The following is a 13,664-nucleotide window of genomic DNA, read 5'->3' as shown; positions in this document are numbered from 1 at the left end:
CGATACAGACGAAATCAGCTGGAATGACTTGTTCGGTTCCAGCTATGGGTGAACCATCGGCTGCAACTCGGGCGATACGGACACCCTCGACTTGAAAGGTTCCGACGATTTCCAGTGCTGCTGTTCGCAGTTGAATCGGGATGTCCCACATAGAAAACCCGTTGGAGGGATAGAGGGAAACTGCCAGTTTTTGCATCCATGGACTTCCCATCAGTTTGCTCCCCAGTCGAATCATCAAAGAAGGGGCAAGATGGGCGACGCGCAATAAGGATTGCATCACGGCTTGTGGTTGCCCTGCAGTGCCACTGATAGCCGTACTAGGTGGGAGAATCATTCGATCCACCGTAATTCCAGCCAACTGCAATTCCCGGGATATCGCCACCGATAAGATATTGATTCCAATGACAACTCCGCGCTGTCCTACTCGCACGCGCTGCACATTCGTCATGACTTGAGCCGCTCCGATGGACATCACACCAGGTAACGTCCACCCTGGCACGGGTACGGCTGCCTCAGAAGCCCCCGTTGCGATCAGGAGCAACGGGGTTATCATTTCCCCCACTGTGGTAGAAACAATCCAGCCATTTTGAGATTGGGTCAAATGGAACACGGAAACGCCGCAACGGATCTCTACGCCAAGCCCAATCGCTTCTTGCGTGAGACGAGCAGCCTCATCCAGTCCATTCCACCACACACCGTCCGGTTCTTCGTGAAGCTGTCCAAGCAAGCGGCCCCCAGGGCGATAAAACTCATCGACTACACGAACAGCCAATCCCTGCCTTGCACTAGCAATTGCTGCGGATAAGCCCGCGGGTCCAGCCCCGATGATGAGAAGGTCGATCATGTACCATGACCTCCTTTTTTCAAGGGAGTCGGAAGGAGAGAACCCGCATTTACTTGCATGCCTTCCTGCACAAGCGTCATACAAGCACGCACGGTTGGAACACCGTCTACATGGACGCGACATTCGTAGCAGTGACCGATATTGCAGTAAATGCCTCGCGGTGTTCCTTTTTCCTCGTGCACCCGAAGCGTACGGACCCCTGCGGCCAATAGGGCTCCCGCAATCGTTTCGCCTTCGAAAGCCGTATAGACAGAGCCGTTATAATAAAAAGGAAGCTGCTTTCTGTCCCCGAGTGAACCGAGGACCGGATGGTGATCAATTCGTTGATTCATGCCCGTTGCCCCCCAAGCGTTTGAAATGAGACAGGACGGATAGGCGGTTGGTATCCAAGAGGTACAGTATGAGAAGGCACTTGGCCAGTTACTTGCTGAATGACCTGATCGATCAATGTACGGCAGGTTCTCCCACCGCAGCAGCCCATGCCGGCTCTGGTCCGTAGCTTCAGCTCGCGTGCGGTACATTGGTAGGTTTGGGCGGTCGCTACCAATTCAGCGAGAGTTACTTCTTCACAACGGCAGATAATCAATGGATGCGATTCCATGATGATGCCTCCTTTCATTCTTGCTTGATGAAAAATGCAAGTGTCGTGCCATAGGAAAGAGACTGAGATCGTCCTGGCTGGCACAATACTTGCTGAATATTCTTAAAGAAATAGCCGAATCACGACAAAACAAAAGAGGGATGACAGAGATGGAAAAAGTAACAAGACTGCGTGAGCAATTCGATTCAATGGGGATTGACGGAATGTTGATCACCAATGGACAAAACCGCCGATACCTCACAAACTTTACAGGTACATACGGAGTTGTCCTCATTTCCAGAGACCAGGCCAAGCTCTTCACAGATTTCCGTTACACAGCCCAAGCGGAAGCACAAGCAACGGGGTTTGAGATCGTTTATTTGCCGACAAAAGAATCCGTTTACAGCGAAGTAGCGCGTCAAGCGGAAGCGATGGGAATTAATCATCTCGGCTTTGAGGAGGAGAATGTCTCGTTTGCCTTACATCGTAAATACAGCGAGGCCGTCCAAACAGCATTCATTCCGACGTCAGGTGTCATTGAGGGATTGCGGATGATAAAGACAAAGGAAGAACTGGCGATCATCCGAACGGCTGCGCAAATCGCCGATGCGGCATTTTCCCATATAACGTCCTTCCTGCGTCCTGGGATCAAAGAGCTCGCGGTGTCTAATGAATTGGAAATGTTCATGCGAAAGGAAGGCGCGTCGGGCTCTGCTTTTGACATCATTATTGCTTCTGGCTATCGTTCCGCACTTCCTCATGGCGTAGCGAGTGAAAAAATGATTGAAGCGGGCGATATGGTTACGATGGATTTTGGGGCATTGTACCAAGGCTATCGCTCAGATATTACCCGTACGGTTGCTGTTGGCACTCCGGATGAACAACTCAAAGCCATCTACGAGATCGTTTTGGAAGCACGCAATTGGGCTGTTGCAGGCATTCGTCCCGGCATTACCGGGAAAGAGGCAGACGCCTTCGCGCGGGACTACATCACGGAGCACGGTTATGGCGAGCGTTTTGGACATGGAATGGGGCATGGAGTGGGTCTCGATATTCATGAGGAGCCATTTATGTCCACACGTTGCACCGCTGTTCTCCAAGAAGGCATGATTTTGACCGTAGAGCCGGGGATTTATATACCAGAGCTTGGTGGAGTCCGTATCGAAGACGATCTGGTTGTCACAGAGAGCGGCAATGAGGTGCTTACACATTCACCGCGCGAATTGATCATTTTATAAATCGAGAGACAAAGTCTTGGCCGAGTAAGTGGGCTGAGGCTTTTTTTGTCTAACAGCAGTGTCTAAGATTTGAAACACGATAAGTAATGCTGTGTACAAAAAAGTTTACAACAACCAACTCTAGAACGAAGCTACTGCCGCTTTCATTTTTGGCACATCTTTTGCATTCTGATAATTCTGAAAACCAACACATAACGACTGAATAATGGGGGTTGATCCAATGAAAAAAAGTGTGTTTGCGGTAATGAGTAGCGTAGCAGTCATGGGATTATCGTTGGCAGGATGTGGAGGAGGACAGCCAGCCGAGCAAGCAGCACAGAGTGGACAGTCGAGTACGCAGACAGCACCTGCCACCACGGCTAAAGAACCAGCAAAAGCACAAGTCCTCCGCTGGAATCTACACTCCGTACCACCTACAGGTGATCCTGGACTTGCGGAAGACACGACTTCTGCTGCCATCGTTAAAGCAGTTTTTGATGGACTGACACGCATCGGGCCTTCGGGCAAGCCAGAGAAAGCAGTAGCCGAGAAGATTGAAGTATCGAGTGATATGAAAACATATACCTTCAAACTGAGAGATTCCAAGTGGAGCAACGGAGAACCAGTAACAGCCCACGATTTCGAATACGCGTGGAAACGAGCTCTCGATCCGAAGACAGCGTCGAATTACGCCTATCAGCTCTATTACATCAAGAATGCGGAGAAGGCCAACAAAGGGACTGGCAGCTTGGATGATGTCGGCGTAAAAGCATTGGACGACAAGACCCTCCAAGTAGAGTTGACGAATCCAACTCCGTTTTTTCTGGAGCTAACGGCCTTCCAAACTTATTTCCCGGTAAATAAAAAGGTAATCGAGACTCGTGAAAAATGGGCCGGAGATGCTAAAACACACGTAGGAAATGGTCCATTCAAAATGGAGTCATGGGAACACAAAAGCAAAATGATACTCGTGAAAAACAACAACTACTGGGACAAAGATAGTGTCAAGCTGGACAAGATCGAGTTCTCGATGGTGGGGGATGAAAACACAGAGCTGTCCATGTTCGAAAACGGAGAGATTGATTGGGCAGGCAGTCCGTTAAGCTCGCTGCCAACAGATGCAATGCCAGCGCTTAAAGATAGCGGTAAGCTGCAAGTGAAGCCTGTCGGTGCTACCTACTGGTACAAGTTCAATACAGAGAAATCCCCGTTCAATAACGTGAAGATTCGTAAAGCCTTTGCCTACGCCATTAACCGTCAAATCTTGATCGACAACGTACTCCAAGCGAATCAGCAGCCAGCGATGGCAGCAGTTCCTCCGACAATGGGACTCAATACGGGTGGTTATTTCAAAGACAATGATCAAGAGACAGCCAAAAAGCTGTTAGAGGAAGGAATGAAAGAGCTGGGCATTTCTAAACTGCCGCCGATCAAGCTCAGCTACAACACGTCCGAAGGGCATAAAAAGATCGCAGAAGCGATTCAGGACCAATGGCGCCAAAACCTTGGAGCAGATGTGAAGCTGGAAAATCAGGAATGGAAGGTGTACCTCGAGACCATGCACGAGGGCAACTATCAGGTCGGGCGTCTCGGCTGGTCGGGTGACTTCAACGACCCGATCAACTTTCTGGAGCTGTTCAAGGAAAAGGACGGAGGAAACAATGACACGCGTTGGGAGAATCCGAGATTCAAAGAGCTGTTGAATCAATCCGCCACTGAGAGTGATCCGGAAAAGCGTAAGGCGATTCTACGTGAAGCTGAGCAAATCATGATGGATGAAATGCCGATTATGCCGATCTACTTCTATACGCATACATGGGTGAAGAATGACAAGGTAAAAGGAATTTTCCAGGACGGTCTAGGGGCAATCGACTGGAAATGGACATCAATCGAATAATATTCGAATGGGGGATGGGCAATGAAAAAATGGGGAAGTGTGATAGTGAATTTACCAGTAAATGGTAACAAAGCAACGGATGGAAAAGACATGCAAAACGCTATTGAAATGGCTGTCAAAAAAATAAATGACAGAGGTGGAGTGATTGGGAAAAAATTGAGGATTGAAGTGACTGATGATGGCTGTGATCCACAAATGGCGACGACAGCAGCCAACTCAGTCAAATTACCCGCCCAAGGCTATGACACCCTCTTTTTGATCAATGGTCTAACCCCAGATCAAGCACGAACCCCAGCAGATTACATGGCAGCGAACCAAGCGAAAAAAGTCGTGCTCATCCAGGACAATTGTGCCTACGCCCAAGCATCCGTTGAAAAATCCGGCGGAGCCGTCATTGCGTATGAAGCAATCAACCATGGAATTGATCCGTATTTTGTCTGAGGTGTTGCCGCCAAAAGAGGGGCGAAGGTTTCCAGATTTTTGTTCGCGTTGGCGTGCGTTTTTTGCGTGTAAAAAGCGGCTGTAGTGGAGGGAAGAAGCGGATTTCCAGTCTACGCTACGGCCTACGCCCCGCAAGAGGGGATTGACTGCTCGCTCCGAAATGAATGGCGGGAGCGCTTCAAACGTAGAAGTTTCGAAGAAGTATTCCATAAGTGAAGCTTAAATTCCCCGACATTCATTCCTCCGCTGGGATGGGCTCCAGAGGCGCTTGGACTGGAAATCCGCTTCTTCTTACGTAGCTTTTGTAAAACATGATTGTAAGTCGATCCAAGAAGGAAGATGAAGATGAACAACTCGCGATCATTTAGTCGTAAAAACGAAGCAAAAATGCTTCATAATCATGCTTCGATCACTCAAGATGATTAGCTAGTACAGAAAAGACACCTTGACCAACCCCAAAAACGGTTTAAAAGCCGCAAGAGCACTTACAGCTCGAAAGCCCTGTCACATGTTTGGAAGGAGACCGCCCGAACGAAGAGAGGATACAGGCGACTGGAAAACATGTGGCAGGGCTTCCCCAACACAACCGCTATGAGACAACATTTTTACTTCCCCAATTTGTTATACAGAGTGGCCCGCGATATGCCAAGTCTTTTCGCAGCGGCTTGCTTGTTGCCGTTTTCAAGCTCGATGGCTCGCAAAATGACACGGCGCTCATGCGCTTCGATTTCCTCTTGCAAGGAAAACAGATCAGGAGGAAGCTCAATCGGTACCTGTTTCGTCTGACCTTGCAAGGAATACGGCAAATCCTCTTCTTTAATAATACCGTCCGTCGCGAATACCACCAATCGTTCAATGGCATTTCGCAGCTCGCGAATGTTACCTGGCCAGTCGTATTGAAGCAGGTTTTGCATCACATTTTGCGAGATGGCATGAATGGGACGGTTGTAACGTAAAGAGAATTCATAGAGAAAAAAGTGGGCAAGCTCAATCGTATCTTCAATGCGTTCTCGTAGCGGAGGAATTTTCAGCGTCACGACATTGAGCCGATAGAACAGGTCTTGGCGAAACTTCCCTTCCTTCACTAACTCCTCCAGATTTTTATTCGTGGCAGCAAGCACGCGGAAGTCCGCCTCAATCTGCTTGGTCCCTCCGACCGAATAATACTTTTTCTCCTGAAGCACGCGAAGCAGCTTCACTTGCATATCGAGCGGCATTTCTCCTACTTCGTCGAGAAACAGCGTTCCTCCGCGAACCAGCTCAATCATTCCTTTTTTCCCTTTATGATCCGCACCAGAAAAGGCACCTTTTTCGTAACCAAACAGCTCGCTTTCAAACAAAGTAGGCGAAATCGCACCGCAGTTGATGGCGATAAAGGGAGCATTGGAGCCTTCCCGCACATCATGTACGGCTTTGGCGAAAAGCTCCTTGCCGACGCCGCTTTCCCCTGTGATCAAGACGGTTGCTTGCGTAGCGCTGAGCTTTTGGATCATGGACTTGATATGGCGAATGGGGAGACTCGTTCCCTTGATCTGAGCAAATGGATCGGGCGTCGGGCTGAGCTTTGCCATTTCCTGCTGCAAGTGATTCACTTTTTTATTGGCGTTCAACAGCTCCTGGTTCAGTCGGACTTGGCTCGTGATATCGGTTTCCGCCGCAACAGCACCGATGATTTTGTCATGCAAATAGATCGGATTCGTATTGATGAGAACGACGAGATCCTCCCGCGGCTGATGCTGATGGCGGTAGAGAGATTGTCCGATTTGCAGAGATTTGAGTGTTTCAAGCATTTCGAGTGGGAAAAATTCGGTGATCGGGTGACCAATCGTTTCTTTTGCTTTCAAGGAAAAGATTCGTTCAGCGCCTTCTGTCCAAACCATCACACGCGCTTTTTCATCGATGACGGATATGGATGCATCCATGGTTTTGATCATCGTCTCGAAATACGCTTCCAAGATCTCATACGAGGAAAAAATGGCTTGTATGACTGTACCTCGATGAAGGTAGCCGACAGGGATTCCAGGTTGTTTTTCGATTAGGAGATAGTTGTGAGTAGCTAGCAGGCGGATGGCATCGGCCAATGTTGAATCCCGTGTCGTCACAGCAGCTGGTTCCCAAGGGGCATGTGTGCAATCGAGCGTCAAATTGGCGGTGAAATGAGAGGAATCGGCGACATACCAGCTGGTTTGACGCTGGGCAAATACAGGAACGGTTTCGTCCAACTGAGGAGGGAGAAGCTCTTGATCGTTGAGAATCCGCATGTTTGTCTGGATCAATTCAGTTAAGGCAGGAAGTTTGTGATTCAACTCGATCATCCCTTTTTAAAGAGGTAGTTCAAGTGTATAAAATTTTGAACATTTTCTCATTTATTATACATTCACCCTTTTAATTGTCAAAGAATTTAGACGGAAATTTTGGAGTTCTTGCTTGGAACGATTGGCATGGCTTTTGCAAAAAAGAGTAAGCAAGTAGCAGAATACGCATTTGAGGAGAATCAGCATGACAGTACAAACCCATGCGCAGATTGCAGTAATCGGCGGTGGTATCATCGGCGCGGCGATTGCGTATTACGCTGCGAAGGCTGGATTGGATGTCGTTGTCCTGGAAAAAGGCGAGCTGGCATCAGGGACATCCTCACGCTGTGACGGGAATATTTTAGCGATCGATAAGGACCCCGGCTTTGACAGTCAGATGTCCCTGAAAAGTCAGATGCTCGTTGATCAGCTAAGCCGGGAACTGGACCATACGTTTGAATATCGGGCACCGGGGAGTATTCTCGTCTGCGAATCAGAGGCTGAGATGGAAGCCGCTCATGAATGGGTGCAACGGCAAAAAGAAGCAGGATTGCCGTTTCGGATGCTGGATAGGGCGGATATTCGGCAGGAGTCGCCTTACTTTGCCGACGACTTGCTGGGAGGCTTGGAGTGCGCCACCGATTCTACCGTCAATCCGTACATGCTGACCTTTGCCCTGTTTGAAGGCGCGAAAAAGCATGGAGCGAGGATCATGCGCCGTACTGAGGTCCAGTCGCTCAGACGTGATCAGGCGACGGGAACGTTTCACATTGGGCTTGGTACAGGCAGCATGACAGCCAAGCAGGTCGTCAATGCCGCGGGGGTGTGGGCGCCAGTCATTGGCAAAATGGTCGGAGTGGACATTCCGATCGTTCCGCGCAAAGGGCATTTGATCGTCGCCTCGAGACAGATGCCTGTCGGTGTACGAAAGGTGATGGAATTCGGCTATCTCATCTCGAAGTTTGGCGGCGTGCGACAAGTAGACGAGGAGACAGAGAAGTACGGAGTCGCGCTCGTATTTGAACCGACAGAAAGCCAAAACTTCTTGATTGGTTCCAGTCGTCAGTTCGTAGGCTTCGATACGCAGATTGACCTGAATGTCGTCAGGTGTATGGCGAGAAGAGCACTGCGCTTTTATCCGAAGATCGCCGACTTCGCTATCATCCGCACCTATTGCGGTTTGCGCCCGTGGACTGAGGATCACTTGCCAATTATTTCTCGCGTCGAGGAAGTACCCGGTTACTTTATCGCGGCTGGTCATGAAGGAGATGGAATCAGTCTGGCTGCGGTCACAGGCAAGCTGGTGTCCGAGTTGCTAGTCGATCAGACAGACACCATCATTCCGACAGAGCCACTGCGCTTGGACCGGTTTACGAAAAAAGGAGTGTTGCATCCATGAAAGCAACGAGGGTGTTTACCACCATTGACACGCATACCGGGGGAAACCCTACCCGCACAGTAATCAGTGGTCTGCCAAAGCTTACCGGAACCACGATGGGAGAAAAAATGCTCCAGATGAAGGCCGAGTACGACTGGATTCGCACGTTTTTGATGTATGAGCCGCGCGGGCATGATGTGATGTCCGGGGCCTTGATCGTTGATCCTTGCCATCCAGATGCCGATGTAGGAGTGATCTATATCGAGACGGGCGGATATTTGCCGATGTGTGGCCACGATACGATCGGTCTTTGTACCGCGCTGGTGGAGACAGGTATGATCCCTGTGACCGAGCCGGTGACAAAGCTTACGCTTGATACGCCGGCAGGATTGGTCGAGGTAGACATACAGGTAGAGGGAGGGAAAGCCAAGGAAGTATCGTTTGTAAACATTCCGGCCTTCCTCTATCAAAAAGATGTGACTGTAGAAGTAGAAGGGATTGGAGTCGTGACCTGCGATATTGCGTACGGTGGAAACTTTTATGCCATCACAGATGCACGCAAGCTCCATCTCGAACTGACGCCAGCCCATGCATCCACCATTGTTGATACGGCCGTTGCGATTCGAAAAGCGTTGAATCAGGCGATGGAGATCGTTCATCCAGAGAAGCCGTTTATACGCGGATTGACCCATGTGGAATTCTATACGGCCCCTGACAATCCGGGAGCGGATGTGAAAAATACCGTCGTCGTACCACCGGGAGGAATAGACCGATCACCATGTGGAACAGGCACTTCCGCCAAGCTGGCGACCTTGTTTGCCAAGGGGGAGATCGGGATAGACGAACCGTTTGTACATGAGAGCATCGTCGGTTCTCTGTTTACAGGAAGAGTACTGCAGGTGACGGAGGAAGGCGGGCTGCCTGCTGTCATCACCCGAATTGCAGGCTCAGCCTGGCTGATGGGCAAGCATACGATTTTTTATAATCTGGAAGACGAGCTGGCGAATGGCTTTTTGCTCATCCCAGCTGCAACTGATCACTAAAACAAAGCCCAAAATGGGAGAGGAGAATGAAAAATGGCAAGATTTGAAGGAGTGTACGTGGCGATTGTCACGCCGTTTACAAACGATTATGAGGTGGATTACAAGCGTTTGGGGGAATTGTGTGACTGGTTGATTCAGGAGGGAGTAGACGGACTGGTTCCGTCCGGTTCACTGGGGGAATACGCGACGATGACAGGAGAAGAGCGGGCCAAAGTCATTCAAACCGTAATCGCTGCTGCAAAAGGTCGAGTCCCGGTGGTCGTTGGCTCTGCTGCTCCGTCTACCCGTCAAGCAGTGGAATGGGTGCAATTCTCCAAGGATGCGGGAGCAGCAGGTGTGATGGCTTTGCCTCCGATTAACTACAAGCCATTGGAAAATGAAGTATTTGCCCACTATGAGGCACTGAACACCGTCGGGCTGCCGATCATTGCCTATAACAATCCTCACGACTACAAAATCGACCTGACACCGGACATTTTGGCAAGATTGGCGAAGTTCGAAAATATCGTCGCTATAAAAGAATTCTCCGGTGATGTACGCCGTATGCAGGACATTCTCGCGCAGACGGACCTGGAAGTTATGGTCGGTGTAGACGATCTCGTCATGGAGGGCGGCTTGATCGGGGCGACAGGTTGGATTTCGGGTGTGCCAAATGCACTGCCAAAAGAAGGAGTGGAGCTGTTCCGTCTGGCACAGGCGGGTAAGATCGGTGAAGCACAAGCGCTTTATCGTCGTTTGTTGCCACTGTTCCACTATGATGCAAGTCCACAGCTGGTACAGTCGATTAAATACATGATGGAGCTGGCGAATTTCCCTGTAGGACCGACTCGTCCGCCGCGTCTACCGCTGACTGAAGAATACTACGCAGGTATTAAAAAGGCGTTTGACTACGCTGTCGGCGCTGCAAGTGGACGATAAGGGGGATGGGCAAAATGCAAAGCAAAAACTGGATTGGCGGCGAATGGATGACGCCGTCAGGGAAGGAACTAACCGTCAAAAACCCGTCGCGTACCACAGAAGAAGTCGGTGTTCTGCATCTGTCTGATCGGTCACATGTTTTTGCAGCTGAGCAGGCAGCCCGTGCGGCACAGATCGGCTGGGCAAAACAAACGGGTGCGGCTCGTGGCGAAATCCTTTTTCAAATGGCTGCTGCATTAGAGGCAGAGGCAGACAGCTTGGCACAGCTGGCAAGCCGGGAAATGGGCAAGCAGCTTGGTGAGATGCGCGGAGAAGTGGCGCGTGGGGTCAGTCTGTTGCGCTATTATGCCGGAGAAGGGATGCGTTCCAACGGTAACCTGATTCCTTCTTCAGATACGAACGTGCTGCAATACAGCCGTCGTGTCCCGCTCGGAGTTGTGGCGGTCATCACACCATGGAACTTCCCGGTCGCGATCCCCATCTGGAAGATCGCCCCTGCACTCATTTGCGGGAACACAGTGATTTGGAAGCCAGCGGAAAATGGTTCGCTCACAGCGACACGACTAGCTGAAATATTTGCGGAAACAAAGCTGCCTGCGGGTGTGCTGAATCTGGTGATTGGCAAGGGCCGGGAGATCGGCAACACACTCACGAATGAAGCCGAAGTCGATGCCGTCAGCTTTACGGGTTCATCAGAAACAGGCAGACAGATTGCCATCGCATGCGCGGGTCGGAACATCAAATATCAAACTGAAATGGGCGGAAAAAATGCGGCAGTCGTTTTGGCTGATGCCGATTTGGATAAAACCATTCCGATTTTGCTCAGCGGCGCGTTTCGATCGGCTGGTCAAAAATGTACGGCTACCAGCAGGATCATTGTCGAAAAAGCGATCTACCAGCCACTTGTTGAGCGATTGCAATCGGCTATGGAGACATGCCGGGTAGGAGATGCCAGCGATCTGGAAGCGTATCTGGGGCCAGTTGCCTCGGCTGCACAGTATGAGACGGTTGGGCAATACATCGCCTTGGCGAATGATGAAGCGACAGTCATTGCCCAAAGCCCCTCCTATGCAAAAGAGGAGCAAGGCTATTACATCCGTCCCCAAATTGTTGAGGGTGTCGCTGCCAGTCATCGCCTCGTTCAGGAGGAAGTGTTCGGACCATTGGCTGTGCTTTTGACAGCAGACGGTTTTGAAGAGGCGGTGGAGCTGTGCAACCAGTCTATATACGGACTGAGTGCATCGCTGTTCACCCGAGATTTGGCGAGTGCCCATCGCTTCTTGGATGTGGTGCAGGCGGGCATGGTTCGGGTCAATCAGGAGACGGCGGGTGTGGAATACCAGGCTCCATTTGGCGGCATGAAGCTGTCCAGCTCGCATACACGAGAGCAGGGTCAGGCGGCGCTTGATTTCTACAGTACGACGAAAACATGCGCGATCAAATACGCGTGGTGATCCAACAAGCTTTTCGCCAATCGCATAAAAAGGTGAGGATGTCATGCACATCAATCAGTTGTTTACGACGATCGAGGCCCATACAGGTGGCGAACCGCTGCGTATCATAACAGGCGGCATCCCACCGCTCGCGGGCGAGACGATTTTGGAGAAGAGACGATACTTTCGGGAGGAGCTGGACCATATCCGGCGAGTACTCATGTATGAACCGCGCGGCCATCATGGGATGTACGGATGTGTCATGACAGAGCCCATCAGCCCAGATGCGGCATTTGGCGTGCTGTTCATGCATAATGAGGGCTACAGTACTATGTGCGGGCATGGAATCATTGCAGTTGTGACCGCTGCGATTGAGACTGGAATACTTCGGCTGGAAGGTCCGACAGAGCGAATTGTGATTGACAGTCCGGCAGGAACAATTATTGCACACGCCACTGTGAAAGAATCGCTGGTCCATTCCGTCTCGTTTGAAAATGTCCCTTCCTTTGTTTTGGCACATGACGTTCCCATTGAATGGGGAGGACGTACTTTTTCGGTGGACATTTCTTTTGGCGGCGCATTCTATGCAGTCGTACAGGCGGAAGATATCGGGGTTCAGGTGGAAATGGAGCAATTGGCCGAGCTGCAAGAATGGGGCAGACGAATCAAGGAACAAATCGAGGCGAAAATGGAGGTCGTTCATCCGTTAGAGCCTGAGCTCAAAGGAATTTACGGGGTGATTATCTCGGATAAGCCGAGAGTGGAAGGATCGGATCTGCGCAACGTGACGATTTTCGCCGATAAGCAGGTCGATCGCTCCCCATGCGGAACAGGTACTGCGGCTCGCGTAGCCACCTTGCATGCGCGAGGCAAGCTGGCTCTTGGAGAATCGTTTGTCCATGAAGGAATTGTCGGGAGCCAGTTTATCGGCAAGGTGGTAGCAACAACCCAGGTGGGAAGTTATCCGGCTGTCATTCCGAGCATAGAAGGCAAGGCGTTCATCACAGGTCTGCATCAATTTGTCGTTGACCCTACGGACCCGCTGAAAGACGGATTTTTACTGCGATAGGATCGTTTGCTAGAAAAAAGAGGTTGCCGATCACAGGCAGCCTCTTGTTCATCCCCAAAAAGCCTAGTCACAATACTGCCACGCATTGGGGCATCAGCATTTTTTCCCTTCTTCTGGTATAATGGACAAGATTGAATTTAGGAGTAAAGGGGTTGAATTTTTTGCCGTACAAAGCGTTAATTGAAGCGCATGTGGGTAGCTGGGAAGTTGCATTCGTGCTCTTGATCGTTGCCTACATTCTGTATCGCGTGGGCAAAGCAAAAGCAGGCAAGATCGTACATATGCTGCTCAGACTCATGATGGTCATCATTCTTGTATCGGGAGCTTGGATGCTTTTCGTGGGTCACGCAACAGATTTCTATTACTACGTGAAGGGCATTATTGCGGTTATCGCCTTTGGGTTGATGGAAATGTCCCTGGGTAAAGCAAAGAGACAAGAAGGCAGCATCGGCTTCTTCATCGGCTGTATTGTCGTTTTGGTGCTGGTTATTCTGCTTGGTTATCGCGTACTTATGTAAGATAGGCAATACGGAAAGGAAGAGGGTTTCCT

Annotated in this window: 13 protein-coding genes (1 of these 13 only partly in view); 9 read left to right on the top strand and 4 right to left on the bottom strand. The window is 50.4% G+C overall.

Annotated features, from left to right (window positions below):
• The 3 genes in view from ACUUHJ_RS24635 to ACUUHJ_RS24625 are tightly spaced (each overlapping or abutting the next) and all read right to left on the bottom strand, a layout consistent with a single transcriptional unit that may run on beyond the window.
• Positions 1-844: the 5' portion of an NAD(P)/FAD-dependent oxidoreductase gene (locus ACUUHJ_RS24635; RefSeq protein WP_472300177.1), read on the bottom strand. The gene continues 362 nt to the left of window position 1, outside the view; only the first 844 of its 1,206 coding nucleotides appear in the window; the start codon lies at positions 842-844; its stop codon lies beyond the left edge, outside the window.
• Positions 841-1,176, bottom strand: coding sequence for a (2Fe-2S)-binding protein (locus tag ACUUHJ_RS24630; RefSeq protein ID WP_188069611.1), 336 nt, complete (start codon positions 1,174-1,176; stop codon positions 841-843). Before ACUUHJ_RS24630 ends, ACUUHJ_RS24635 begins: the two co-directional genes overlap by 4 nt.
• Positions 1,173-1,445: a (2Fe-2S)-binding protein gene (locus ACUUHJ_RS24625; RefSeq protein ID WP_289674219.1), complete on the bottom strand. Its 273-nt coding sequence runs from the start codon at positions 1,443-1,445 to the stop codon at positions 1,173-1,175. Before ACUUHJ_RS24625 ends, ACUUHJ_RS24630 begins: the two co-directional genes overlap by 4 nt.
• A 149-nt stretch (positions 1,446-1,594) precedes the next feature.
• Between ACUUHJ_RS24625 and ACUUHJ_RS24620 the strand changes: the two genes are divergently transcribed.
• From ACUUHJ_RS24620 to ACUUHJ_RS24610, 3 genes are all read left to right on the top strand, one after another.
• The gene (locus tag ACUUHJ_RS24620; protein ID WP_472300176.1) at positions 1,595-2,662 is read left to right on the top strand and encodes a M24 family metallopeptidase; all 1,068 of its coding nucleotides are present in this window, start codon (positions 1,595-1,597) and stop codon (positions 2,660-2,662) included.
• Positions 2,663-2,882: 220 nt separating this feature from the next.
• A complete protein-coding gene (locus ACUUHJ_RS24615; protein WP_472300175.1) occupies positions 2,883-4,538 on the top strand; it encodes a peptide ABC transporter substrate-binding protein in 1,656 nt (551 codons plus the stop codon).
• A 21-nt stretch (positions 4,539-4,559) separates the two neighbouring features.
• The gene (locus ACUUHJ_RS24610; RefSeq protein WP_472300174.1) at positions 4,560-4,979 is read left to right on the top strand and encodes an ABC transporter substrate-binding protein; all 420 of its coding nucleotides are present in this window, start codon (positions 4,560-4,562) and stop codon (positions 4,977-4,979) included.
• A gap of 605 nt (positions 4,980-5,584) precedes the next feature.
• Here the strand turns inward: ACUUHJ_RS24610 and ACUUHJ_RS24605 are convergent.
• Complete coding sequence (locus tag ACUUHJ_RS24605) at positions 5,585-7,285, bottom strand: sigma-54 interaction domain-containing protein (RefSeq protein WP_472300173.1); 1,701 nt, start codon at positions 7,283-7,285, stop codon at positions 5,585-5,587.
• A 193-nt stretch (positions 7,286-7,478) separates the two neighbouring features.
• Here ACUUHJ_RS24605 and ACUUHJ_RS24600 point away from each other — a divergent pair, with 193 nt between their 5' ends.
• The 6 genes from ACUUHJ_RS24600 to ACUUHJ_RS24575 all read left to right on the top strand — a co-directional run bounded on the left by ACUUHJ_RS24600 (position 7,479) and on the right by ACUUHJ_RS24575 (position 13,632).
• Positions 7,479-8,672 (top strand): NAD(P)/FAD-dependent oxidoreductase, encoded by a 1,194-nt coding sequence (locus ACUUHJ_RS24600; protein ID WP_472300172.1) that lies wholly within the window; start codon positions 7,479-7,481, stop codon positions 8,670-8,672.
• Positions 8,669-9,694 carry a 4-hydroxyproline epimerase gene (locus ACUUHJ_RS24595; protein WP_472300171.1) on the top strand — a complete coding sequence of 342 codons (1,026 nt, stop codon included), beginning with the start codon at positions 8,669-8,671 and terminating at the stop codon, positions 9,692-9,694. Before ACUUHJ_RS24600 ends, ACUUHJ_RS24595 begins: the two co-directional genes overlap by 4 nt.
• A gap of 33 nt (positions 9,695-9,727) precedes the next feature.
• Positions 9,728-10,612 carry a dihydrodipicolinate synthase family protein gene (locus ACUUHJ_RS24590; RefSeq protein ID WP_472300170.1) on the top strand — a complete coding sequence of 295 codons (885 nt, stop codon included), beginning with the start codon at positions 9,728-9,730 and terminating at the stop codon, positions 10,610-10,612.
• Positions 10,613-10,626: 14 nt separating this feature from the next.
• Positions 10,627-12,066 carry an aldehyde dehydrogenase family protein gene (locus ACUUHJ_RS24585; RefSeq protein ID WP_472300169.1) on the top strand — a complete coding sequence of 480 codons (1,440 nt, stop codon included), beginning with the start codon at positions 10,627-10,629 and terminating at the stop codon, positions 12,064-12,066.
• A gap of 43 nt (positions 12,067-12,109) precedes the next feature.
• The gene (locus ACUUHJ_RS24580) at positions 12,110-13,114 is read left to right on the top strand and encodes a proline racemase family protein (RefSeq protein ID WP_472300168.1); all 1,005 of its coding nucleotides are present in this window, start codon (positions 12,110-12,112) and stop codon (positions 13,112-13,114) included.
• 152 nt (positions 13,115-13,266) lie between these two features.
• Entirely contained in the window at positions 13,267-13,632 is a 366-nt protein-coding gene (locus ACUUHJ_RS24575) for a YisL family protein (RefSeq protein WP_016741391.1), read from the top strand.
• Positions 13,633-13,664 lie beyond the last annotated feature (32 nt).

The sequence above is a fragment of the Brevibacillus schisleri genome (assembly GCF_055685845.1).
The sequence above is the reverse complement of the archived record's forward strand: the minus strand, read 5'-3'. Positions and strand labels throughout refer to the sequence as shown.

Coding starts and splice junctions, on each gene's coding strand:
- ACUUHJ_RS24630 (WP_188069611.1), bottom strand. CDS start 1,176: ATGAATCAACGAATTGATCACCATCCGGTCCTCGGTTCACTCGGGGAC.
- ACUUHJ_RS24625 (WP_289674219.1), bottom strand. CDS start 1,445: ATGGAATCGCATCCATTGATTATCTGCCGTTGTGAAGAAGTAACTCTC.
- ACUUHJ_RS24620 (WP_472300176.1), top strand. CDS start 1,595: ATGGAAAAAGTAACAAGACTGCGTGAGCAATTCGATTCAATGGGGATT.
- ACUUHJ_RS24615 (WP_472300175.1), top strand. CDS start 2,883: ATGAAAAAAAGTGTGTTTGCGGTAATGAGTAGCGTAGCAGTCATGGGA.
- ACUUHJ_RS24610 (WP_472300174.1), top strand. CDS start 4,560: ATGAAAAAATGGGGAAGTGTGATAGTGAATTTACCAGTAAATGGTAAC.
- ACUUHJ_RS24600 (WP_472300172.1), top strand. CDS start 7,479: ATGACAGTACAAACCCATGCGCAGATTGCAGTAATCGGCGGTGGTATC.
- ACUUHJ_RS24595 (WP_472300171.1), top strand. CDS start 8,669: ATGAAAGCAACGAGGGTGTTTACCACCATTGACACGCATACCGGGGGA.
- ACUUHJ_RS24590 (WP_472300170.1), top strand. CDS start 9,728: ATGGCAAGATTTGAAGGAGTGTACGTGGCGATTGTCACGCCGTTTACA.
- ACUUHJ_RS24585 (WP_472300169.1), top strand. CDS start 10,627: ATGCAAAGCAAAAACTGGATTGGCGGCGAATGGATGACGCCGTCAGGG.
- ACUUHJ_RS24580 (WP_472300168.1), top strand. CDS start 12,110: ATGCACATCAATCAGTTGTTTACGACGATCGAGGCCCATACAGGTGGC.